This is a genomic window from Brevibacterium sp. MGP-B1 (assembly GCF_057766545.1).
Map to the genome: position 1 here is coordinate 3160099 of NZ_CM173407.1, position 22456 is coordinate 3182554.

19 protein-coding genes are annotated in these 22456 nt (G+C 65.4%); 4 read left to right on the plus strand and 15 right to left on the minus strand.

The window, feature by feature from the left end; genetic code table 11:
* The first annotated feature begins 46 nt into the window (after positions 1 to 46).
* From AC3CD9_RS14405 to AC3CD9_RS14415, 3 genes are all read left to right on the plus strand, one after another.
* Complete coding sequence (locus tag AC3CD9_RS14405) at positions 47 to 952, plus strand: glycine betaine ABC transporter substrate-binding protein (protein ID WP_488364592.1); 906 nt, start codon at positions 47 to 49, stop codon at positions 950 to 952.
* A 202-nt stretch (positions 953 to 1154) separates the two neighbouring features.
* Entirely contained in the window at positions 1155 to 1721 is a 567-nt protein-coding gene (locus AC3CD9_RS14410) for a methylated-DNA--[protein]-cysteine S-methyltransferase (RefSeq protein WP_488364593.1), read from the plus strand.
* A gap of 332 nt (positions 1722 to 2053) precedes the next feature.
* Positions 2054 to 2956: a glycine betaine ABC transporter substrate-binding protein gene (locus AC3CD9_RS14415; protein WP_488364594.1), complete on the plus strand. Its 903-nt coding sequence runs from the start codon at positions 2054 to 2056 to the stop codon at positions 2954 to 2956.
* 115 nt (positions 2957 to 3071) lie between these two features.
* Here AC3CD9_RS14415 and AC3CD9_RS14420 read toward each other — a convergent pair whose 3' ends face one another.
* The 4 genes from AC3CD9_RS14420 to AC3CD9_RS14435 all read right to left on the minus strand — a co-directional run bounded on the left by AC3CD9_RS14420 (position 3072) and on the right by AC3CD9_RS14435 (position 6688).
* Positions 3072 to 4382 carry a Dyp-type peroxidase gene (locus AC3CD9_RS14420; protein ID WP_488364596.1) on the minus strand — a complete coding sequence of 437 codons (1311 nt, stop codon included), beginning with the start codon at positions 4380 to 4382 and terminating at the stop codon, positions 3072 to 3074.
* The gene (locus tag AC3CD9_RS14425; protein ID WP_488364597.1) at positions 4372 to 5040 is read right to left on the minus strand and encodes a copper chaperone PCu(A)C; all 669 of its coding nucleotides are present in this window, start codon (positions 5038 to 5040) and stop codon (positions 4372 to 4374) included. Before AC3CD9_RS14425 ends, AC3CD9_RS14420 begins: the two co-directional genes overlap by 11 nt.
* A gap of 318 nt (positions 5041 to 5358) precedes the next feature.
* Positions 5359 to 6054, minus strand: coding sequence for a hypothetical protein (locus AC3CD9_RS14430; RefSeq protein WP_488364599.1), 696 nt, complete (start codon positions 6052 to 6054; stop codon positions 5359 to 5361).
* A gap of 67 nt (positions 6055 to 6121) precedes the next feature.
* Positions 6122 to 6688: a hypothetical protein gene (locus tag AC3CD9_RS14435; protein WP_488364600.1), complete on the minus strand. Its 567-nt coding sequence runs from the start codon at positions 6686 to 6688 to the stop codon at positions 6122 to 6124.
* A 229-nt stretch (positions 6689 to 6917) separates the two neighbouring features.
* On the opposite strand from AC3CD9_RS14435, the gene AC3CD9_RS14440 reads away from it, so the two are divergent.
* Positions 6918 to 8603, plus strand: a complete 1686-nt coding sequence (locus AC3CD9_RS14440) for an HNH endonuclease signature motif containing protein (protein WP_488364601.1) — start codon at positions 6918 to 6920, stop codon at positions 8601 to 8603.
* Between the two features lie 149 nt (positions 8604 to 8752).
* Here AC3CD9_RS14440 and AC3CD9_RS14445 read toward each other — a convergent pair whose 3' ends face one another.
* The 11 genes from AC3CD9_RS14445 to AC3CD9_RS14495 all read right to left on the minus strand — a co-directional run bounded on the left by AC3CD9_RS14445 (position 8753) and on the right by AC3CD9_RS14495 (position 22308).
* Positions 8753 to 9985 carry an N-acetylglucosamine-6-phosphate deacetylase gene (locus AC3CD9_RS14445; protein WP_488364603.1) on the minus strand — a complete coding sequence of 411 codons (1233 nt, stop codon included), beginning with the start codon at positions 9983 to 9985 and terminating at the stop codon, positions 8753 to 8755.
* Positions 9986 to 10014: 29 nt separating this feature from the next.
* On the minus strand, positions 10015 to 12030 hold the full coding sequence (locus AC3CD9_RS14450; RefSeq protein ID WP_488364604.1) for a S9 family peptidase: 2016 nt from the start codon (positions 12028 to 12030) through the stop codon (positions 10015 to 10017).
* A 214-nt stretch (positions 12031 to 12244) separates the two neighbouring features.
* Positions 12245 to 13045 (minus strand): hypothetical protein, encoded by an 801-nt coding sequence (locus AC3CD9_RS14455; RefSeq protein WP_488364606.1) that lies wholly within the window; start codon positions 13043 to 13045, stop codon positions 12245 to 12247.
* Entirely contained in the window at positions 13042 to 14733 is a 1692-nt protein-coding gene (locus tag AC3CD9_RS14460) for a sensor histidine kinase (RefSeq protein WP_488364607.1), read from the minus strand. The genes AC3CD9_RS14455 and AC3CD9_RS14460 overlap by 4 nt, the downstream gene beginning before the upstream one ends.
* Positions 14730 to 15482 carry a response regulator transcription factor gene (locus AC3CD9_RS14465; RefSeq protein WP_139468984.1) on the minus strand — a complete coding sequence of 251 codons (753 nt, stop codon included), beginning with the start codon at positions 15480 to 15482 and terminating at the stop codon, positions 14730 to 14732. Before AC3CD9_RS14465 ends, AC3CD9_RS14460 begins: the two co-directional genes overlap by 4 nt.
* Complete coding sequence (mnhG, locus tag AC3CD9_RS14470) at positions 15472 to 15867, minus strand: monovalent cation/H(+) antiporter subunit G (RefSeq protein ID WP_101546653.1); 396 nt, start codon at positions 15865 to 15867, stop codon at positions 15472 to 15474. Before mnhG ends, AC3CD9_RS14465 begins: the two co-directional genes overlap by 11 nt.
* Positions 15857 to 16396, minus strand: coding sequence for an MrpF/PhaF family protein (locus tag AC3CD9_RS14475; RefSeq protein ID WP_488364610.1), 540 nt, complete (start codon positions 16394 to 16396; stop codon positions 15857 to 15859). The genes mnhG and AC3CD9_RS14475 overlap by 11 nt, the downstream gene beginning before the upstream one ends.
* Complete coding sequence (locus AC3CD9_RS14480) at positions 16393 to 17052, minus strand: Na+/H+ antiporter subunit E (RefSeq protein ID WP_488364611.1); 660 nt, start codon at positions 17050 to 17052, stop codon at positions 16393 to 16395. Before AC3CD9_RS14480 ends, AC3CD9_RS14475 begins: the two co-directional genes overlap by 4 nt.
* Positions 17052 to 18632: a Na+/H+ antiporter subunit D gene (locus AC3CD9_RS14485; protein WP_488364613.1), complete on the minus strand. Its 1581-nt coding sequence runs from the start codon at positions 18630 to 18632 to the stop codon at positions 17052 to 17054. The genes AC3CD9_RS14480 and AC3CD9_RS14485 overlap by 1 nt, the downstream gene beginning before the upstream one ends.
* Entirely contained in the window at positions 18629 to 19264 is a 636-nt protein-coding gene (locus AC3CD9_RS14490; RefSeq protein ID WP_139909328.1) for a Na(+)/H(+) antiporter subunit C, read from the minus strand. Before AC3CD9_RS14490 ends, AC3CD9_RS14485 begins: the two co-directional genes overlap by 4 nt.
* Positions 19261 to 22308 (minus strand): Na+/H+ antiporter subunit A, encoded by a 3048-nt coding sequence (locus AC3CD9_RS14495; RefSeq protein WP_488367560.1) that lies wholly within the window; start codon positions 22306 to 22308, stop codon positions 19261 to 19263. The genes AC3CD9_RS14490 and AC3CD9_RS14495 overlap by 4 nt, the downstream gene beginning before the upstream one ends.
* Between the last annotated feature and the right edge of the window lie 148 nt (positions 22309 to 22456).

Sequence of the window (22456 nt, forward strand, 5' to 3'; positions counted from 1 at the left end):
GACCACACAGTCTGAATTGTCGATCACTAGAGAAAAGGAACACACAATGAAGAGAAGATTCCTCACCCCGATCGTCGCTGCAGTCGCAGCCCTCGGCCTTGCTCTGACCGGTTGCTCGCAGGAAGCGGCGAAGGACGACGGTGGAGGCGGCGACAAGGGCGACATCAAGCTCGGCTACGTCACCGGCTGGACCGACGGCCAGAGCATCTCGCTCCTGCTCGAAGACCAGCTGGGCAAGATGGGCTACAACGTCGAGACCCAGACCTTCAACGACGCCGCCGTCCTGTACGCCGGTGTCGCCAACGGCGATATCGACATGTATCCGTCCTCGTGGCCCGAGGTCACGCATAAGCAGTACATCGATGAGTACGGTGACGACCTCGAAGACCTCGGCGCCTACTACGACAACGCCGTCCTCACGATCGCCGTCCCGAAGTACATGAAGGACATCAACTCGATTGAGGACCTCAAGGGCAAGGGCAAGGACTTCGGCGGCGAGATCATCGGAATCGAGCCCGGTGCCGGTCTGACGAAGGCCACCAAGGCGATGATTCCCGAATACGGTCTCGACGACGAATACGAACTCGTCACCTCGTCGACCGCTGCCATGCTCACCGAGCTCGGCAATGCGACCGATGCGGAGAAGGACATCGTCGTCACCCTGTGGCGTCCGTTCTGGGCCAACAACGAGTACCCGGTCAAGGACCTCGAGGACCCGAAGGGCGCGATGGGTGACCCCGAGAAGCTCCACTTCACCGCGACCAAGGGCTTCGGCGAAGAGTTCTCCGATGCCGCCGACTACATCGGGAAGATCAAGCTCGATGACAAGCAGTACGGAGACCTCGAGGACTTGGTCGTCAACAAGCACAAGGATGATGGCAAGAAGGCCATCGCGGAGTGGCTGAAGGCCAACCCCGACGCCTACGAAGGCGAGCTGCCGGACGAGAAGTGATCCTGCCGCCGCGGCAGCAGCCGCACTGAGGACGACATCGTCGGCTCAGCTGCGGGCTTCCCCGTTGCCCGGCGTGCGGTCATGAAGATGCTGTGCCCTCCCGACTCGGACGAGTCGGGAGGGCACAGCTGTATGAGTAGACTCGGCTGGGAATCGCCGTGGACACCGTTTTCGGTGTGCCGGCCCGAACGGAGGACATCCCATGACGACCGATTCGGCAACCGTCGACACCTTCGTCGGACCGCTCACTGTGACAAGTGACGGCCGGTCAGTCGTCCGACTCGAATGGCACATTTCCGCCGAGGCGACCGCCGCCGCCGATCCGATCCTCACTGAGGCAGCCGCCGCCTCGCGACCCACTGTTTCGATCCCCACCGAGGCGGCCGCCACCTCGGATCCGATCCTCGCCGAGGCGGTTGCCCAGTTGCGAGCATACTTCGACGGCCGCCTCGGCGATTTCGATCTGCCCGTGGACTTCGGTCAGATCTCGGACGTCGCAAGGACCGTACTGACGACCTTGGCCGAAGAGGTCCCGGCGGGGACCACGGTCACCTACGGACAGCTCGCCGAAGCCAGCGGCACCGGCATTCCGGCGCGTGCTGTCGGCGGGATCATGGGGCTCAATCCGATCCCGATCATTGTTCCCTGCCATCGCGTTGTCGCCGGTGACGGGCTCGGCGGGTACTCGGGCGGGCTGCCCGGGCACGAGCTCGAGACCAAGCGTCGCCTGCTCGAGTTCGAAGACGCCCTGCCGCAGCCGCTGTTCTGACGCTGCCGAAGCGTTCTTGGCCCGCGTCTGGCTCGCTTCGGTACCGCGTCTGGCTCGCTTCGGTCCCGCACCGGGCTCGTTTTGGTCCCGTTCCGTGCCGGTAGTCTGCCGCATTCAGCTGTCCGCCGGGCGGAGCTCTCCGGACACCGGTCGGGGGCTACGGCAGATCTGGAGGACACCACTGGAAGTTACGCGAATAATGTGATTACATTGCCGTACCAACTTTTGTGATCACAAATGATCCTGCATTCACATGTTCCTGCTCGGACGATCGGAATTGCCAGAGTCGGCGGTTTCACCACGCTCGAGCAGCCACCACGAAGAGGAAACTGATGAAGTCACGCACAATCACCACCGTCGTCGCCGCCTGCGCGACGCTGGGCCTCGCCCTGACCGGGTGCTCGCAGGAGGCCGGTAAGGACTCCGGCTCCGACGGCGACAAGGGCACAATCAAGATCGGCTACATCTCTTCGTGGTCCGACAGCCGCAGCACCGCGTTCCTGCTCGAGGACCAGCTCGAGAAGCTGGGATACGAGCCCGAGCTGGAGACGATCTCCGAGGCCGCGATCCTCTATGCGGGAGTGGCGAACGGCGACATCGACATCTACCCCTCCGCCTGGCCGGAGAAGACCCACAAGCAGTACATGGATGAGTACGGCGACAAGATCGAGGACATCAGCACCTATTACGACAAGGCGCAGAACACGATCGTCGTCCCCGAGTATGTCGACATCGATTCGATCGATGAACTCAAAGACAACGCCGAGAAGTTCGACGGCAAGATCGTCGGCATCGAACCCGGAGCCGGTCTCACCAAGGTGACGAAGGATTCGATGATGCCAGCCTACGACCTGGAGAAGGACTTCGAACTCGTCACCTCCTCGACCCCAGCCATGCTCACCGAGCTGGGCAATGCCATCGATGCGAAGGACGACATCGTCGTCACCCTGTGGCGTCCGTTCTGGGCGAACAACGCCTACGACGTCAAGGAGCTCAAGGATCCGAAGAACGCCATGGGCGATCCGGAGAAGATGCACTTCCTCGGCACCGACGGCTTCAGCGACGAGTTCCCTGAGGCGTCGGAGCTCATCAAGGGAATCAAGCTCGACGACAAGACGTACGGAGAGCTCGAGGACCTCATCGTCAACGAATACAAAGAGGGCCAGGAGGGCGACGCCGTCGACCAGTGGGTCAAGGACAATCCGAAGGCCTTCGACTCCGAGATCACCGACTGAGGCACTGCGCGAACATACGGCGCGGCCGCCGCACCCGCTTCTGCGGGATCGGCGGCCGCACTCTTTGGGGTGAGGACGCGGCCATTCCTGCGGGTCCGGCGGCCGCGCCGCTTCCTCAACCGTCGAACAGCTCCTGCCCGACGTACCCGTCCTCGGTCGCTCCGGGCGGGATCGCCCACACGGTCGACCCGATCGGGGTCGTCCATTCGTTGAGCAGGTCCACCTCGGCGAGGCGGCGCTGGATCGGCAGGAACTGCCGTTCGATATCGGCCTGGAAAGACGCGAACAGCAGTCCCGAATCCCCACCCGCACCGGTCTCGTAGTTGAACGTGCGCCGGTGGATCTGCACCTCCGGACCCAGTCCGTCGCGAGCCCGGGCGATATGTGCGACCTGCGAGATCTTCGTCAGTCCGCGCTTATCGACAGCGGTGAAGTCCGGAACGTCGAACTCGTCCTCACCCGACAGCGGCGCCCCGGAATCCATGGTCCGCCCGACCGAGAACTCCCGTGCGGGTCGATCGGCCTGATCCCAGGTGTCGAGGTTCATCGCGATATCGCGCAGAACCAGCGTCGTTCCCCCGCGCATCCACACCGGCAGATGCGCACCGAGGTCGGACGGCGGCTCCCCGCGGGCGGAGAACACCGGGTTCGCGGTCTCGGTGCCCTGCCCCCAGATGATCCGCGCGAAGTCCTCGGATCCGGGCCCCGGATTCGCAGTGCCGTCGAGCTGACCGAAGAGGTTCCGCTGAGTCTTCCCCTCCCCCGCGCTGCCGTAGGCGCGTCGGAATCCGTCCCGCTGCCAGGCCACCTCAGCGAACGATCGCGAATCCTTGAACAGCATGCGCCGGGCATGTGCCAAGGTCAGCGGGTCGTCGCCGCAGATCTGCAGGAGCAGGTCGCCCTTGCACCGATCCTCGTCGAGGCGATCGATCGAGAACGCCTCCAATGGCTTCAGCCAATCCGGGACGTGCTCCTTTCCGGCCAACGCCACCAGCCCGGCTCCGAACCCGAAGGTCACCGTCAGCCGGGCAGGGTCGACGGCGAGCTCGGATTCGGAGTCGGCCAACGGCGCCTGCCCCTGCGTCAGCGCGGCTGCATCCGCGGTGAGCAGGCGCAGCCAGCGCACCGCCTCGGCGGCCTTGATACCGGGCCCCAGCGTGAACGCGATGAAGTGTGCGAAGGCCTGTGGCGGGGTCTCGACCCCGGATTGATGAGTGCCGTAGAACGGCTCGGTCTGCGGCCCGTTCGCCCCATCCAGATCTCGCCGAGGCAGCCCGCCGTCACCGGCGCTCGTGCCCTGAGATCCGGGACCGCGGCCGAGCGCAAATCCGGCCGTGGCACCGACGACACCTGCACCGCCGGCCGCGGCCGCCGAGGTCAGGAGACCTCGGCGGCTGAAGCCGGTGCGACCGGGCTCAGTGGTCACCGTGGTCTCCGTGGTCGGAGTCCTCGTGGTCTTCGCTGTCGGCACCGGTGTGTTTGCCGTCGTCGCCGTGGTCACCATGGTCGCCGTGGTCGTCACTGGAGCCTTCGGCCTCACCCGGTGCGTAGTCTTCCTGGGCTCCGGAGTACTCCTTGGCAACGGCCCTGACCTCGACGGTCTCGTCATCGGCGGTGACGAGATCGAGCTTGATCTGCTCGCCCGGCTTGATCGCCTTCTTCAGTCCCATGATCATGATGTGATCGCCTCCGGGCTCGAAGCGGAGGCTCTCCCCGGCCGGGATGGCGAAGCCGCCCTTCTTCTCCTGCATGGACATTCCGCCCGAGCCGTCGCCTTCGGTTTCGTGGAGTTGGACCATCTCCGCGTCCGCGTATTTCGCCTCGACGAGGTTGATGTCGGCGTCGGTGTTGTTCTTCAGCTCCCCGAAGACTGCGGTCATTCCGTCGTCGGCGGCCTTGACCCAAGCGCCGTCGAAGCTGAGCGCTTCGGCGTCGACCGCGCTTTCCGAGGATTCCGCCGAGGTGGTGCTGCTGCCATCGGTCTGTGTCGAACCGGCGGCCTTGCTGTCGTCTTGGCCGCAGCCTGCCAGGCCGATGGCGACGGCGATGGGCAGGGCAAGGGCCAGGGTGATGTTCTTTCGCATGATGTCTGCACTTTCGTCATTCAGGTGCTGTCGAGCACATGTCGGCGCGCGCCGCGGTCGCCTGTTGGCGCAGGCAGCAGCGCTTTCGTGAGCCTTTGCGCAGGTCACAGTGGCCTGCGCGCAGCTCGTGCGGGTGCAAGTGCGCAGGGCACGTGCTGGCCAGGGTGCGGGGCACGTGTCCTCTGCGCGCAGCGGTGTGCGCGGACGTGTTCGACTGTCACCGAGGGGCGGCCCGCCGCTGTCCAGGCGGTCGCCCGAGGATGGATGGTCACCCGAGAAATCGGGTGCGGGTCGGCGGTGCAACCGCCGAATGGGATGTCAGACGAGTGCGGGCGGGCCGCGGCGGTAGTTCGGGCCGACCACCGCTGATGTGACCGGCTGCGGCACCCGGAACGAAGCGCAGAGCTTGCGGAACGGTTCGTCGGCCAGGATTCCGGCCGCCTCGGCGAGGGCTCGCAGTGCGCCGATCACTGGGCCCAGTGCCAGCTGCAGAATGCTGAGGACGATGTCCTCACCGCGTTTGAGGATCACGGCGGTGACGAGGACGGCGACGACGTGGGCGATGACCATCCCCACCGAGGTTGCCCCGTGACTCGTATGTCCGAGCGCGGTTGCGGCAGGACCGAGGTCAAGGGAGCCGGAGGCTGGGACGATGTGTCCGGCGTGGGCATAGAGGGCCGCCTCGGCGGAGGTGGATCCGGCACCTGCAGCCCCGGCCTGCCCGCTTCCGGATTGGGCGGTTGCCGCGTGGGACCCCGCATGGGCGAAGGTGTGCGCGGACCAACTCATCGTCAGGTGCATGAGCACCTGTCCGAGGCCGAGCAAGCCGGCCAGAGTGAGGTAGCCCAGGCGCCTGCCGGCGACGATCATCGCCGCCCAGAGGACGAGGACGAAGACGACCACAGTGCCCGGAATCGAGACTCCGCCACCGGCACCGAGGTGCATGAGCAGGGCGAGGAGAGTCGTGAAGAGGGCAGCGAAGAGCGCACGTACGGATTTCGTCCATCCGGTCATGGGCCCTCCTCTCAGCTCGCTCCCACATTCTACTCAATGTAGAACTATTTCGGGAAGGCGGCTGAGCCTACATCCGCAGCCAGGTATCGGCGGTCTTCTTGACCATGGCACCGGCATCAACGGCAGCATCGCCCCAGGCGACGAGGTTGCCATCGGGGTCAGTGGTGGAGTCGGAGAGGACGACGACGTCGAAGTTGCACACAAGACCCGCCATCGCCGAGGCGTAGACGGCTCCGGGGGTGTCCGCCGAGGACGCGTCGGCGCCGGCATCGCCTCCCGCCCGGGCTGCAGGGTCAGTGGCGACTTGGCCAGCTCCAGCGCGGGGCACGCCTGTGGTGGCGTCGGCGCCGGCGATGATGATCCGGTCGACGGAGAGGTCATGCAGACCTGCGGCCAGATCGTCGACGCCTTCGAACACATCCGGACTCTCGGACCGGAGCACAAGATCCTCTTCATCCGGGACGAAGATGCTCAGCTCCTCATCGGGAGTGTCGACGAGGTCGGCCTTCGTCGACGCGAAGATGAGCACACCGCCCACAGCGCGGGTGCGGGTGACGATATCGCCGAGGGTCTCCATGGCGTCATCGCTGGGGTAGCTGGCGTCGTCGGTGTCAATGAGGAGCAGGGCATCCATACTCCAATCGTGCCACGACCGGCTGACACATTCGAAGCCGGTTCACCTCGGCCGCAACCGACACCAACCCTGACCTGCACGGACTCAAAGAGTTTCGTCATTATTCTCGAACTGTGACGAACACTGGAGTTGTGTTCGAAACTTTTTTCGATCACCTATGGCTTTCCGCATAATATGAGCGTACACTAGATTCCAACAACAACGATGTTGGTGAACGGAATTCATCCCCATGACCCTCACTCCCGAACGCAGCTCCGATCATTCCGATCGGAACTCCGACAACTCCCCGCAGACCAGCGGTCACCCGCTGCTGGCCGACGAGGAGTGGGCAGATCTCAGCCGCTTTGCGCCCGAGGTCACCTCTTCGATCACTCAGCTGATGGGCCTCAAAGATGAGCTGCGCTCGTTCGATCGCCCCATGGGGCCGGATCAGGCCATCATGCTCGCCGATGGGGTCGAGGCGATCACACGCATCAACGATGCATTGTCGACGCTCGCGCTCTCCGTCTGCGAACGCGTCGGAACACCCAGCGATTTCGGCGCCAAGTCGACGAAGTCGCTCATCGAGAACCGGTTCAACCTCACCGGCGCGGAGGCGAATCGCCGCACCGATATGGCCAAGAACCTCGGCGGACGCGTCGACATGGCCGGACAGGCTCTGCCGCCTCTCTACCCTGTCGTCGCAGATGCGCTCCATGCCGGCACGATCTCCGCCGCCCAGGCGTCTGTCATCGAAGACTGCATGCGCAAACTGCCCACGTGGGTCAGTCAGACGGTCCGCACCGACGTCGAGACGCGCTTGGTCGACAACGCACCCAAGGTCCGTCTCAAGGATCTGCGCGAGATCTTCGGCAAGCTCATGGGCTATATCGACCCGGACGGCGCAGAGCCGAATGACTCGGCCGACCGCTCTGCGTACAACATGTCCATGCGTGCCAAGACCAACGGCGACTGGGAGCTGCGTGGACTGCTCGACCCCGTCACCGGCGGCACTCTCAACGGACTGCTGACCTCGCGGATCCAGTCTGCGGGAGAAGACGACAAGGCCGGTGCCGACAAGGCCGGTGCCGACTCGGCGACCGGCGCCTCTGGGATCGCGGCCGCGGGCAATCCCGCCACCGTAACCGCTGCTTCCGATGGAACGAACTCGCCGCTTCCTGACAAAGAGCTGCTTGAGATCGTCGATGCGGTGCTCTCCGGTGACCGATATGACGCGAAGCGAGTTCCAGAACCCGATCTCAATGCAGCCCGCACGAGCGGGAATCCGGCTGCCGTCCCCGGCGTCGGCATTCGTGAGGACGGCGGTTTCGTCGACGTCAGCGCCGAACAGCCCTCGGCACGCGAATGGATCTACGAACGATTCGCCGGCCTCGTTACGACGATCGACAAGCAGCGGACGGCAGCAGGAGCGCCTTATGCTCTCGTCATCAACGCCACCGCCGAAGATCTGGCCAAAGGCACAGGACACGGCACCACGGGCGCCGACAATCCCATTCCCATCAAGGAACTGATGAGAAACGGCCTCAACGGCTCGCTGTTCTTCCACCTCATGAGCGACAGGGCCAAGACGATGCAGGTGGCCACAGAACAGCGCTTCGCCAATCGCAAACAGCTGGCAGTGATCACCGCCCGTGACCGAGGTTGCACCTTCCCCGGCTGTGACGCCCCTCCCGGTTGGTGCGATGCCAACCATGTGTTTCCATGGTCGCTCGGCGGCAAGACGGAGATCAACAATCTCGCGCTGCTGTGCAGCTATCATCACCACCTGCTCGACCGCACCGCCTGGGACACGGTGATGCTCTTCGACGGGCGACCCGCCTACATTCCGCCCGCCGCAAAGGACCCGGCTCGTAAGCCGATCCTCCACGCCCGCTTCATCGCGGACGATATCGTCGACTCTCTGTTCGACAAATAGCCGCCCCTCCTTTCAGGGGACAGCTGTGCCCACTTTCCAGGTTCGGCCGGGTTCAGCCCACTTTCCAGGTTCAGCCGGGTTCAGCCCGGTTCAACTCGATTCAACTCGGTGCAGTCCGGTTCGGCCCGATTCAGCCCGGTTCAGGCGGGTTAAGCCGCCGAACCGCGAGCCCGGATGCTCATGTCCTCATCGAGGAGCAGGAGGTCAGCCGGCATTCCGGGAGCCAACAGGCTGCCGGCACCAGCGGCACCGCCCGCCGCCTGCAGAGAATCACCCGGCTCCGGCACTCCGCCCACTGCACGCAATGGAACGAATCCTGCGGACTGCACAGCATCGAACGGGCTGAGTCCCACCTCGGCGACTGCCCGCTTCACAGCCTCGTCCATCGTCAGCGTGGACCCCGCGATGGCGCCCTGAGTGCCATCCGCGGTGACCAGGCGCGCCACCGAATCCTTGACCACGACCGGGAGCGAACCAAGGTGATAACTCCCATCGTGCAGCCCGGTCGCCGCCATGGCGTCAGTGATGAGAGCGATGCGCCCGGGCACGAGTTCGTGGAGCATGCGCGCCACCGGGGCGACGACGTGGACGCCGTCATTGATGAGTTCGACGGTGACATGCTCGGCCTCGGCCGCGGCGAGGACCGGCCCCGGAGCTCGGTGATGGATTCCGGGCATCGCATTGAACGCGTGGGTGAGGATGCTCGCGCCCGCTTCGAAGGCCTGCGCGGTCAGCGCATAATCGGCAGCCGTGTGACCGATAGCCACACGCACCCCTGCCGCAGAGAACCGGCCGATCGCCTCGAGAGCTCCGGGCACTTCGGGCGCGATGGTGATCTGCACAAGAGTTCCATCGGCCGCTTCGAGGATCGCTTCGACTGCCTCCGGAGTCGGCGATGTGAGCACTTCGGGCGCATGCGCACCTTTGAAGTCTGGGGACAGGAACGGGCCTTCGGCGTGCAGGCCCATGACCATGGCCCGGTCACGGACGATCCCGGCCCCCGCGCGCAAGGACTCACACAGCCCCTCGATCGTGTCCGAGACGTAGGACAGCGCGAGCCTGCCGGTGCCGTGGGCTCGATGCACGTCAAGGATCGCATCGATCGCCTCGACCCCGTCCTCGGCGCTCGCACCGCCCGCACCATGACAGTGGATATCGACGAACGCGGGAGCCACGTATCCGCCTGCCGCGTCGATGATCTCGCCTCTCGCCGAGGCGGCCCCGTCCTTCCAGCCGTCCCCGCGGCCCCGGGCAGTGACCGTTCCCTCGGCGACCGCGATCCAGGTGTCCGCGCCCTCCTCGGTGAACGTGGCCCGATCGCCGTCGAGGATGCACGCATTGTGGATGACCGCCTCGGCGGGGATCTGTTCGGTCTGTGTCATCAGGGTCCTTCCATCGCTCTGAGCAACCCTCACCCCAGGGTGCGGACTCGATTCGCGTCGATGTCGAGCACATGCGTGTCGAGGAACGCGAGGACGGTGCGGTACCAGACCTCGGCGTTCCCGCGGCCGAGGATCCAATGCCCCTCGTCGGGGAAGTAGAGGAACCGATGCTGAGTGTCGCCATCGGCATCGAGCGGAGTCTTCGCCCGAGTGAGCAGGTCCAGCCACAGCTCTTGACCCTGACCGATCGGCACCCGGTAGTCCTTGTCGCCATGGATGACGAGCATCGGGACTTCGATCTCATCGGCGAACAGGTGCGGCGAATACTGCGCCGACTGCTCCCGCATCGCCTGATCCCACGACGAATTGTCCGTCGTCCGCCCCATCGACGTGGTGTTCCACAGAGAGGCATGGGTGACGATGCACTTGAACGCGCTGCCCGTGTGCCCGGCCACCCAGTTGGCCATGTATCCGCCGTAGGACCCGCCGGCCAGGGCGACGCGTTCGGAATCGATGTCCTCCCTCTCCCCTGCGGCCTCGGTCAGCGCCATGATGTCGGTGAAGGGAGTGCCGCCGAGCTGCTGCTGACCGCGGTCGATCATCGCCTGCCCGTAGCCGGTGGAGATCGCCGGGTCCGGCAGCAGCACCGCATAGCCGGCAGCCGCGAAGGGACCCGGATTCCACCGGTAGGTCCACGCGTTCCACGACCCCCACGGTCCGCCATGGGCGAAGACGACGAGCGGATGCGGCCCCTCCCCCTCCGGGAGCACCAGCCACGCGCGGATCTGTGTGCCGTCCTCGGCACGGACCTCCACCTCGGTGAGGGTGCCTTCTTCCTCGAGCACCGTCGCCGGGTTGGCAAGCTCGCTGATGACCCCGGTTCCGAGGTCGACGGAGATCGGCAGCGGTGCGACATCGATCGCCGAGGCGGTCGCCACGACCGTGTCCTCGCGCAGAGCCAGCCCCGAGAACGAATACTTCTGATCGGTTCCCCCGACGAGCCGCCGCGGCTGCGCATCATTGATGTCACCGATGAAGATGCTGCCGCGACCGTGATCATCCGAGGTGGCCACGATGGTCGAATCGTCCGCCCAGATCGGGGAGAACCAGAAATCAGCATCCGGCCACACAGGATTCAGTTCCGCGGTCTCGAGATCGAGGACCATGAGTTCGGCCGCGAGGTTTGTCTGCGGAGTCCAGTTCTGTACGCGAGTGACCAGTGCTTTCGTCCCGTCTGGGCTGATCGCCTCGATGTCGAAGCTGTGATCGGCAGCCGGTTTCGTCAGACGGTGCAGTTCGGGTTCCCCGTCAAGGTCCACGCGCCAGATCTCACTGGCCTCGAGCTGTCCGGGGATCGGCTTCTCGAGCTGGACGAGGGCGAAGCGGGCCCCATCGTCGACGGCCCAATCGACAAGTCGGCCAGACGGCAGGGACAGGTACTGGAAGTCCAAGCCCGCCGGGGCGCTCAGCTCGTCACTGACTTCGGGGAAGTCGGCGGCCGCCTCATCGAGGGTGGCCACAGCCAGGGTCTGCCGACCCGGCCCCAGATCATGATCCCAGCGACGGACGGGGAAACCGGTGTGGAGGATTCCGCTGACCTTCGCGTCGCTGCGTTCGGAGGTGAATTCCTGATGGTCGTTCTCGTCGGCGGCCCATGTATGGACGGGAAACTCGACGATGATGGTCTCGCCCTTGACCTCGATTCGGGAGAAACCGCCCTCATGATCGGCAAGCTTGCGGGCCTCACCGTTGTCCGGCAGGGCCCACAGGCTCGGGGACTCGGCATCCTTGCCGTCCTCGCCCTTGCGTTTGGAGGCGAAGACGATCGTGCCGTTCTCGCTCAGTGCGGCCGGTCCCACGGACTGATCGCCGCGAGTGATGCGTCGGGGCGTCTCCCCGCTGATATCGGCGAGGTGGCTGAGGGAGGAATTCCCCTCGGAATTGAGGAACGAGTACTGGGCGATGACGCGGCCGCTCTGATTCGTCAAGAGGCCTTGCAGGCGGCGGGCGTCGAGGAGTCGGGTCACTGCGTCGTGGGTCGTCATCTTCCCATCCTAGATCCCCGCGCAGATTCCGGGGTGAAATCCAGAGAAACCCCTGATCGCCGAGGTGGCTGGACGGATCCCAAGGGCGTGATCCCCGAGGCGGCCGGACGGATCCCAGGGGCGTGATCGCCGAAGCTGCCGACCGGGACCGCGGGCGCATGACCTTCGCATCACGGGTGCCCGACCGCGACATCGTTCGGTGCTCACTGGCACGTCAGTGGAAGCTCGGTGACGGGACTTTCTCACCATCGATCGTCACCGTCGGCAGCATCTTCTTGAAGTCCTCCGCCACTTCGGTGTTCGTCTTCGGTGTGCGCATCTCGATGGACAGATTCACCAGGCGCCCGTTGATCTTGTACCCCGTCTGCACCCCGAAGGCATAAGTCGGTTCGTTGTTGATAGCGAGGATCTCGGTCGGACCGAGTTCACCCTGATAGCTCCAGAACTCGCCCGCGGCCAGAGACCCTGTCTGCTCGGCCAACACCTGTGAGTCCTGTTCGGAGAAGTTGTACCGCCTCTTCTGATCAACGACTTCCTGAGCACTGTCACCGTATTCGTCGGTGCAGTTGACGAGGATGGTATCGCCGCGAGTGGTGTCTTCGCCGTGGTTGAAGACATGGAACTGCTCGGTGCTCCCGGTGCTGTCTCTCCAGTCATCACCGATTGCGAAGGTGAGTTCGACCGGGCAGCTGCTGCCGAACGTCACTGAAGTCTTCGTCATCCCCTCGGGGATGCCGGCTTCGGTGGGCTTGCCCGTAGGCTCGGGACCGGCGGTCTCCTCCACGCCGATCCGCACCGGCTTTGCGGACTTGTCTTCCGTGCGGATCTGGAGGACCGAGCATCCGCTGAGGAGGACGGTCAGTGCGAGTGTGCCGGCGGCCGCGGCTCGTCGCGCCGAGGCGGGTCTGCCCGCGTCGGGACTCCCCGCGGCACGACTCCCCGAAACGGGTCTCTTCGCTGCGAAGATCCCCACGGATGAGGTATCCGATGCCGTGCGCCCAGTCACTGGTCTCACTGCTGGTCACCTCGGCGGCGACGGTCTGGGTACCCCGCTTCCGGGCCGTTCTGATTCGGCTGAGCCGGCCCGTACCCGTGCTGAGGCATCTGCGGACCGGATCCGGGCTGGCTTCCGACAGGTGGCTGACCGGTGGACTGGTGGCCGCTGGCGGGCTGACTGCCCGCAGGCGGCTGACCGTTGTACGGAGCACCGGGCTGGCTGCCGACGGGCTGCTGGCCGAAGTTCTGGGGTCCCGAATTGGGCTGACCGCCCGCGTAGGGCTGGCCGAAGTTCTGCGGACCGGAATTGGGCTGACTGCCCACAGGTGTCTGCCCGAAGTTCTGCTGACCCGAGTGCGGCTGACTTCCGACCGAAGGCTGCCCGGTCTGTTGCAGGCCGGAACTCTGCTGACCCGAGTGCGGCTGACTTCCGACCGGAGGCTGTCCGGGCTGTTGCGGGCCGGAACTCTGAGGACCCGAGTGCGGCTGGCTGCCAGCAGGCGGCCGCCCATAGCCCGAGTTCTGTCCGCCGGCGTTCGGGGCCTGCCGCGGCGGTTTGAACTGCGAATGCTGACCGGAGTCCGGCGGGAGCCCACCGGAGACGGATTCTCCCGTCCGTCGATTGACCAGGTTCCCGTCGACCCTCTCGAGACGACGCTTCGACGTCCGCCGCGGAGTGCCGAGGATCCGTCCCTGCAGTTCGGCCTCATTGGGCTGACGCGGAGGCAGGAATCCGGGCGCCTGCCGCGAATCCGCCTGCTGCACCGGCTGCACCGCATGCGAACCGGCAGCGACCCGATCCATATGATCCGACATCTGCGGAACGGTCACGGGCGCGGCATCGGCGAGGACGGGGAGAACCATGCGCACCGAGGTGCCGACACCCTCCTGACTGAAGAGCTGCACGGATCCGCCGTGCCGAGTGACGATGGCGCGCACGAGCGAGAGGCCCATGCCCGAACCGGCGACCGCGCGCACACGTGAACCGCGAGAGAGCTCGTCCCAGACGTTCTCCTGTTCGGCCAGCGGGATGCCGCTGCCCGTATCCGCGACCTCGACGACGACCCAGCGGTGCCCGTCGATGATCTGCTCATTGGCACGCAGCTCGACGACTTCGGCCTGCGACGAGTATTTGAGTGCATTGCCCAGCAGGTTGAGGATCGCGGTGAGCAGCAGATCCTCTTCACCGGCGACATCGGGCAGCCGCCACGGAGCACGGGCGACAGTCGCCACGATCATCCGGTCCTCGGCTCCCGGCGCCGTCGATGCATCTTCGACGGCCTGATGGATGAGCGCATCGAGATCGACGCGGGCGTATTCGATGATGCGGGTCTCGACGTCGGCGAGCTTGCGCAGATCGGCCAGCAGTCGGGCGACCCGGCGCGAGGACACGTCGACCTGCTTGGCGGCCGGCTCGACCTCGCTCAGCGTGCCGCCGTCACGGACGACCTCCCGGATGCTCGCCGCCGAGGTGCGCAGCGCCGTCAGCGGATTCTTCAGCTCATGGTCGAGTCGGATGAGCATCCGATTGCGCTTCGTCATCGAGTCCTCGGCCGCGGCCGTCTCGATGGATTCACGCAGCGCGGCCTCACGCCTCTGCAGATACCGCCAGCCGAACCAGGCACCGACGGCGAGACCGCCGAGCACGATGACGAGCAGCAACAGGAACAGCCAGACCTGGATCTCGAAGACAAGGAAGTTCGTCATAGACGGCTCTGTCCGTCCTCGCCGCGGACCTCACCGACGAAACGATAGCCTCGCCCCTGCACAGTGGCGATCCACCGCGGTTCTGCGGCGTCCTCGCCGAGCACACGACGCAGCTCGGCGACCCGGGAGTCCACGGCACGGGTGCCCACGGCCTCTTCGAATCCCCACAGCACTTCGAGCAGGCGGGAGCGTTCGATGAGCTCGTCCTTGTGCACCATGAGGTACTCGAGCAGGGTGAAGCCCTTCGGGGTGATGACGAGTTCACGCTGCCCCAACCACGCCCGGCGTCCGACACGGTCGACGCGCAGGCCGAAGCTGGACACGAGCACCGGTGCCGTGGCCAAGGGCGGACCGTCATTGCGGGTCCTGCGCAGCACGGCACGGATGCGCGCGACGAGTTCGTGCGGATCGAAGGGTTTGTTGAGGTAGTCGTCGGCGCCCTCTTCGAGCGCCATCGCCCGCTCGACGCCCTCGCCGACCTGGGTCAGCAGCAGCACCGGAACCCAGTTCTCCTCTTGGCGCAGGCGGCGCAGCACCTGCCGACCGTCGGCTCCGGGCATGAGCACGTCGAGGACGCACACATCGGGTTTGTGACGATGGATCTCGTCGAGAGCGAGCAGCCCGTCGCTGGCAGGCAGCACCCGGAAACCGGAGCGCTCGAGGAACGGTACGACCGCGCCGAGGACGTCGGGCTCATCATCGGCGACTAAGACGAGTGGTTGGGGCTCGGTGTGATTGTCAGCCGTCATGGTGGTCTGTTCCGGTTCCTCTCTGGCGTTCCCAGGCGATCTCTCGGGCCTCGGCACGGTCGACCGCCTCGGCGAGTTCATCTCGGTACAGCATAGATCGACGCAGGTGCTTGGTGCGATATCCAGCGCGGCCGACCATATGGGTGGCGACGGGAATCGTCACGAGCTGGAAGGAGATGATGATCGCCAGAGTCGTCACCGTCGCCCACGTCGGGAACTGGATCGCGATCGCCACGGCGACGAGCACCAGGCCCAGCACCTGGGGTTTCGCACTCGCGTGCATGCGCGAGAGAAGGTCGCCGAAGCGGACGAGACCGACCGCGGCGGCCAGGGACAGGACCGCGCCGAGGAAGATGAGCACGGCCGAGATGATGTCAAGAACCACGATTGCTCTCCTCCCCGTCGCCATCCGACACGTACTCGGCGTCATCGGGCCCCGGGTCGGGACCGGTGCCCTCGCCCTCTCCGCCGCTGTCGGCGTGGGCATCGTAGGTGGGATCCGCGATCTCGGTGACGTCGTCGCTGGGTCGAGACTGGGGCACAGAAGTCGATCCGGGACTCGGCTCGTCCGCATCGCGGGGCATGTGCCAGTCAGAGGCGCTGAATTCGGACAGGGCCCCAGCCTCGGCGCCGGGGGTCATCGAATCGGACTTCGACACATACCGCGACACGCTCACCGAACCGACGAAGCCGAGCATCGCGAGCACGATGAGCACGGGCAGCAGATCCGTCCGGTCGGACAGAGCCATATACCCGCCGAGGCCGCACATGATCGCCGCCAGCACGACGTCGGTGCCGATCATGCGGTCGAGGATCGACGGACCGCGGACGATCCGGAAGAGCGCAATGACCACCGAGGCGGCCAACAGCACCGAACCGGCGACGACGAGGGAGTGAAGGACGATCTCACTCATGAGCGCCCTCCTTCGGTCTCGGCCAGCGGATCCGGTCTGGCCCGCAGGGCGGCGAGGTCACGGTGCGAACCGAGAGTGCGAATGAGCAGCTCTTCGATGTAGTAGACCTGCGCTTTCGCCTTGCGCACCTTCTCCTCGGAATCGCAGTCGAGGAAGTGCAGGTAGAGCATGCCCATGGCGCGATCGCTGTCGATGATGATCGACCCGGGGATGAGACTGGCGGTATCGGCGATGAGGGTGAGCACGAGGTCCGAGCTCGTGCGCAGATCGCAGGCGACGACGGACCCGGCACCGACCGCTTTGCGACGGAACGCATACCAGGCGACTTCGATGGAGGCGTGGAGGACCGAATAGAGGAACCACAGACCGAACACCAACGCATGCCAGACGTTGAATCGTCCGGAGAGCACAACGGGCGGGAGGTAGAAAACGCGCGTGATGACGAAGGCCAGCACGATTCCGGTGACCACGGTGACCACCGTGATCGAATCCCACAGCATCAGCCACAGCAGAACCAGCGAGACCAGCAGCACGAGCTGCTGGATGAATCCGCGGCCCCGGCTCATCCGCGCCCGGTTCGCCGGCACCCGGTCCTGGCCGTGGACTCGGTCCTGGCCGTCAGCTCGGGTCTGTCCCTGGTCTCGGTCAGGGCTCATCACTCATCACCTCCGAGCACGTTCGTGACGTAGTCGATCGGTGTCGAGAGGTTCTCGGCCGCCCGGTTCGACATGTCCCACAGAGGTTCGGCGGCGACGGTGAGCACGATGGAGGCGATCACCACCACCGAGGTGGCCGCCACCATGGCAGGGGGAACGCCGATCTGAGATTTCCACTTCTTCCCCGCCAGCAGCGTCTTCTTCCGCTCCGTGAACTCCTCGACGAGGTCCTCGTTCGGCTCCTCCGCATCGGCCGGATCACGCCAGAATGCGAGGTTGAAGGTACGTCCGATGACGTAGAGAGTGAGCAGACTCGTCACGGTGCCGGCGACGATGAGAACAGTCGGCAGCCACGCGTGGTCGTCGAAGCCCGCAAGGAAGAGTGCGACCTTGCCGATGAACCCGGAGAACGGCGGAATGCCGGAGAGGTTGAGAGCCGGGATGAAGAAGATGATCGTGATCACCGGCGAGAGCACCATGAGACCGCCGAGCGACCTCGTGGAGGTGGACCCGCCGCGCATTTCGACGAGGCCGATGGCCAGGAACAGCGCAGTCTGGACGATGATGTGGTGAACCGTGTAGTAGATCGCCGCAGACAGCCCGAAACTCGTGCCCAGCGCCACGCCGAAGAGCATATAGCCGATATGGGAGACCAGGGTGAAGGACACGATCCTCTTGATCTCCGACTGTGCGATGGCGCCGAAGATGCCCACGAGCATCGTCAGCCCGGCCGCGATGAGCAGCGGCACCCGCAGGGAGGATTCGGCGAACAGCAGGGTCTCCGTGCGGATGATCGCATAGATGCCGACCTTGGTCAGCAGTCCCGCGAAGACCGCTGTCACCGGGGCCGGTGCCGTCGGATAGGAGTCGGGCAGCCAGAACGACAGCGGGAAGATCGCAGCCTTGATGCCGAAGCCCAGCAGCAGGAGGACGTGGAGGATCATCTGCACATCGGCCGGCAGGTCCGAGATCCTCTCGGACAGCTGCGCCATGTTCACGGTGCCGCATGCGGCGTAGATGACACCGATGGCGGCGAGGAAGATCACCGAGGACACAAGCGAGATGATCACATAGGTGACTCCCGCCCGGATCCGCTCCGCCGTGGCACCGAGGGTGAGCAGCACATAGGAAGCGACGAGGAACATCTCGAAGCCGACGTAGAGATTGAACAGGTCTCCGGCGAGGAACGAGTTCGCAATGCCCCCGCACAGCACCAGATAGCTGGGGTTGAACACGGAGATCGGAGTCTCGTTCGAATCGTCGTTGGCGTCCTGACTCAGGGCGTAGACGAGCACGCACAGTGTGACCAGTGCAGACACGATGAGCATGAGAGCCGACAGCCGGTCGGCGACGAGCACGATGCCCGCAGGAGGCTGCCACCCGCCGATCGCCACGACCTGCGGCCCATGCGCATCGACTCCGAAGAGGATCATCGTGGCTATGACCATGACCGCGACCAGGATCGCGATCGACACGATGTTCTGCGCCCGCGTGTGCTTCGACAGGATGAGCGCGATTCCGGCGCCGATGAGCGGCAGCAGAACCGGCAGGGGAACGAGCACGGGCAGAAGATCGATCATGCGTCGTCTCCCTGCTGTTTCGCATCTTTGGCCTCTTCGGTGACCTCGGCCTCCTCGGCGCTGTGCGCTTCCGTCTGCGAGTCCGCGGCCTCCTCGGCGATGGCATCGGCCTCGGCCGGTGTCGACGCGTCCTCGATGTCGTCGGCGAGGTCCTCTCGCTCTGCGGGCGTGCCGTCGTCGTCGAGGTCGATGGCACCGGTGATCGGGGACTCCGCTTCGTCACCGAACTCGGTGTCGTCGTAGTCGGTGCTCGCCTCCGCCTCGGAGTCGATGAGCTTCGTGATCGCCACCTGGAGGTCGGTGTCGTCGTCCTGCAGCGAATCGGCGCGCATGAGCCTCCAAGAGCGGTAGATCATCGCCAGCAGGAACGCCGTCACGGAGAAGGTGATGACGATGGCTGTGAGGACGAGGGCATGCGGCAGCGGATCGGACATGCCTTCGGTCGACAGGTTCTCTCCGTCGGTCAGGGGTGGGGAACCGCGGCCGGCGGTGAGGATGATGAGCAGGTTCGCTCCGTTGCCGAGCAGGATGAAGCCGAGCAGAACGCGGGTCAGGGAGCGTTCGAGCATGAGGTAGATGCCGGCGGCGAAGAGGACGCCCATGGCCAGGACCATGATGAAGGGGACGCTCATAGGCGGCCACCTTCCGCACCGTTGTCGACGTCGAGTTCGTTGACGCGGTCGATGATCTCGGACACGGCCCGGTGTTCGGCTGTGGCGCCCATGTCCTCGGAGAAGTTCACATTGTCGTGGATGCGGTTGGTCAGCATCGCCTCGTCGCGCTCCTGGTGCAGATCGACCTCGGCTCCCAGCGAGCGGAGGATGTCGAGCATGAGGCCGACGACGATGAGGTAGACGCCGATGTCGAAGAACGTCGACGTACCGAAGGACAGGTGGCCCAGCACCGGCAGATCACCCTCGATGTAGACGGACTCGAAGACCGTCCCACCCCAGATCCACCCGCCGATGACGGTGAGGATCGCGGTGACCAGACCGGTGCCCAGCATTCCCGAGGGGGTGAAGGGGGCCGCTTCGGCGAGTTCGTACTTGCCTCCGGCAAGGTAGCGCACGACGAGCGCGAGCCCGGCGACGAGGCCGCCGGCGAATCCGCCGCCCGGATCGTTGTGGCCGGCGAAGAGCAGGTAGACGGAGAAGACGATGACGGCGTGGAAGATCAGGCGGGCAGTGACCTCGAGGATGATCGACCGATTGCGCGGAGCCAGGGTCCGTCCGGCGATGAGCCAGGACGCACGCTTCTGCGACAGCCCTTCCCCGCGGCCGGCGTGGTGGAGGTCGACGACGTCCTCGGCCACGGGTTGGAAGCGGATGCGACCGGCCGCCTCGGTGCCGTCCTTCTTCCGTTCGAACCGGTGCAGGTGGCCTTCGCGACCGCGGACGAAGATGAGGCCTGCGATACCGGTTCCGGCGGCTACGAGCACCGAGATCTCGCCCATCGTGTCCCACGCTCGGATATCGACGAGGGTGACGTTGACGATGTTCTTGCCGTGACCGAGTTCGTAGGCGAGCTGACCGAAGTCGACGGAGATCGGATCGGCCATGCGCACACCGGAGGCGATGAGGACCACGAGCATCATGGTGATGCCCACGGCACCTCCGATGATCGCCCGCCAGGCAGGGGTGAGTCGACCGGTCGACTCGCCGATGCGTGCCGGCAGTCGGCGGAGGACGAGGACGAAGACGACGATCGTGATGGTCTCGACGAGCACCTGGGTCAGGGCCAGGTCGGGAGCGCCGACGAAGGCGAAGTAGGCGACCATCGCGTAGCCGGAGATGCCGGTGACGACGACGGCGGTGAAACGCTTCTTGGCTCGGGTGGCACCGATCGCGACGATGACGAGCACGGCCGCGACGATGAGATCCAGCGGGGTGTCCCAGAGCCGGAACGTGATGTTCCACGTGTCGTTGGAGATGATCGCCAGCCCCAGCCCGGCGACGAGGACGAGGTAGACCACGCCCTGGTAGAACGGCAGCGAACCGCGCTGGGTGCGGGCGGTGACCCACAGCGCCAGGGCCTCCATCCAGCCGATGAGCATCCGGTAGAGCTCGTGGAAGTCCAGTCCCGACGGCAACGTCGCCTGGACCTTCGCGAAGGGTCGGCGGTAGATGAACAGAGCGAGGCCTGCGGCGACGGTGACGGCGGTGAAGGCGAGCGCCGGTTCGAACCCGTGCCACAGCGCGAGGTGGTAGTGCCCATCGCCTTCGGCCACAGCCGGCAGCCCAGAGGTCCACGCTGAGAAGTAGCCGTCGAGCAGTCCGACTCCCGGGCCGAGCGCCAGAGTCAGAGCGGTGAGGATGAGCGGGGAGACGACGAGGGTGAGCTTCTCGTCGCGGCGGGCGATGTCGTCGACTCCGGGCTTCGAGGAGAACGCGCCCCAGACGAAACGGGCCGAGTAGGCGACGGTGAGGATCGAGCCGATCATGATGCCGATGAAGGCGATAACCGAGGCCTTGTCCGGCGAGGACAGCAGGGTCGAGTACGCGGCTTCCTTCGCGGCGAAGCCGAGCAGCGGGGGCAGTCCGGCCATCGAGGCGGCGGCGATCGTCGCGCACACGGCGACGACGGGGAAGGCCTTCCAACCGCCGGAGAGCTTCGTCAGGTCACGGGTGCCGGCACGGTGGTCGATGATTCCGACGCACAGGAACAGGCACGACTTGAACAGGGCGTGGGCGATGAGCAGACCCAGGGCCGCCTTCGTGATGTCCGGGGTGCCGAACGAGGCCATGGTGGTGAGGAATCCGAGCTGCGAGACCGTACCGAAGGCCAGCAGCAGTTTGAGGTCGGTCTGCTTCAGCGCCTGCCAACCGCCGATGAACATCGTCAGCAGTCCCAGGGTGAGCAGCACCTCGGACCAGCCGGGAATGTTGTTGTAGCCCGGCGCCAGGCGCAGGACGAGGTAGATTCCCGCCTTGACCATGGCCGCGGCGTGCAGATAGGCGCTCACCGGAGTGGGTGCGGCCATGGCGCCGGGCAGCCAGAAGTGGAACGGCATGAGCGCGGACTTCGAGATCGCGCCGACGAGGATGAGGATGACGGCGGAGATGATGATGCCGCCGGTGTCCATGCCCGACTGGGCTCGGTCGACCAGGGTCGAGATCTGCCCGGTGCCGGTGGCGGTGATGAGCAGGATCATGCCCACGAGCATGGCCAGCCCGCCGGCAGTGGTGACGATGAGGGCCTGCAGTGCCGCCTGCCTGGAGCGACGGCGGGACTGGCTGTGCCCGATGAGCAGGTAGGAGAAGACGGTGGTGCCTTCCCAGAACAGGTAGAGCATGAGCAGTTCGTCGGCGATGACGAGCCCGTACATCATTCCGGCGAAGGCCATGAAGATTCCCGCGAATCGGGCCAGTCCCGGCTCGTCGGGCGGGAAGTAACGTGCGCAGTAGACGAAGACGAGGGCACCGACCCCGGTGACCAGCAGCGTCATGATCCAGGAGAGCACATCGAGGCGGAAGACCCCGGCGAGGCCGAGCTCGGGCAGCCAGTCGAGATTCTCCACGACCGGCTGGGCGGCGGGGCCGAAGATATCGGGAATCGTCGACAGGCTCCACAGAAGTCCCGCGAAGGGGACGAGAGCGAGGAAGAAGAAGGCGTTGCGGCCGAGCAGACGAACCAGAGGGTAGGCGATGACAGATGCCCCGAAGAAGGCCCCTGTCATGACTATCACCGGCGGCCACCTCCGTCATATGCCTGTTTGTGAGAAAGGTTCGTCATGTCATTTTCGCACGAACAGGTGTCGTTTCCCCAATTGCTGGGTGTGAGCTGAGACAGGCTCTGCCCCGGCACGACACCGATCACGCGTGTAT

What these genes read in the sequence shown, in the direction of transcription:
- AC3CD9_RS14405 (WP_488364592.1), top strand. Translation starts at nt 47, where the DNA reads ATGAAGAGAAGATTCCTCACCCCGATCGTCGCTGCAGTCGCAGCCCTC.
- AC3CD9_RS14410 (WP_488364593.1), top strand. Translation starts at nt 1,155, where the DNA reads ATGACGACCGATTCGGCAACCGTCGACACCTTCGTCGGACCGCTCACT.
- AC3CD9_RS14415 (WP_488364594.1), top strand. Translation starts at nt 2,054, where the DNA reads ATGAAGTCACGCACAATCACCACCGTCGTCGCCGCCTGCGCGACGCTG.
- AC3CD9_RS14425 (WP_488364597.1), bottom strand. Translation starts at nt 5,040, where the DNA reads ATGCGAAAGAACATCACCCTGGCCCTTGCCCTGCCCATCGCCGTCGCC.
- AC3CD9_RS14430 (WP_488364599.1), bottom strand. Translation starts at nt 6,054, where the DNA reads ATGACCGGATGGACGAAATCCGTACGTGCGCTCTTCGCTGCCCTCTTC.
- AC3CD9_RS14435 (WP_488364600.1), bottom strand. Translation starts at nt 6,688, where the DNA reads ATGGATGCCCTGCTCCTCATTGACACCGACGACGCCAGCTACCCCAGC.
- AC3CD9_RS14440 (WP_488364601.1), top strand. Translation starts at nt 6,918, where the DNA reads ATGACCCTCACTCCCGAACGCAGCTCCGATCATTCCGATCGGAACTCC.
- AC3CD9_RS14445 (WP_488364603.1), bottom strand. Translation starts at nt 9,985, where the DNA reads ATGACACAGACCGAACAGATCCCCGCCGAGGCGGTCATCCACAATGCG.
- AC3CD9_RS14450 (WP_488364604.1), bottom strand. Translation starts at nt 12,030, where the DNA reads ATGACGACCCACGACGCAGTGACCCGACTCCTCGACGCCCGCCGCCTG.
- AC3CD9_RS14460 (WP_488364607.1), bottom strand. Translation starts at nt 14,733, where the DNA reads ATGACGAACTTCCTTGTCTTCGAGATCCAGGTCTGGCTGTTCCTGTTG.
- AC3CD9_RS14465 (WP_139468984.1), bottom strand. Translation starts at nt 15,482, where the DNA reads ATGACGGCTGACAATCACACCGAGCCCCAACCACTCGTCTTAGTCGCC.
- AC3CD9_RS14475 (WP_488364610.1), bottom strand. Translation starts at nt 16,396, where the DNA reads ATGAGTGAGATCGTCCTTCACTCCCTCGTCGTCGCCGGTTCGGTGCTG.
- AC3CD9_RS14480 (WP_488364611.1), bottom strand. Translation starts at nt 17,052, where the DNA reads ATGAGCCCTGACCGAGACCAGGGACAGACCCGAGCTGACGGCCAGGAC.
- AC3CD9_RS14485 (WP_488364613.1), bottom strand. Translation starts at nt 18,632, where the DNA reads ATGATCGATCTTCTGCCCGTGCTCGTTCCCCTGCCGGTTCTGCTGCCG.
- AC3CD9_RS14490 (WP_139909328.1), bottom strand. Translation starts at nt 19,264, where the DNA reads ATGAGCGTCCCCTTCATCATGGTCCTGGCCATGGGCGTCCTCTTCGCC.
- AC3CD9_RS14495 (WP_488367560.1), bottom strand. Translation starts at nt 22,308, where the DNA reads ATGACAGGGGCCTTCTTCGGGGCATCTGTCATCGCCTACCCTCTGGTT.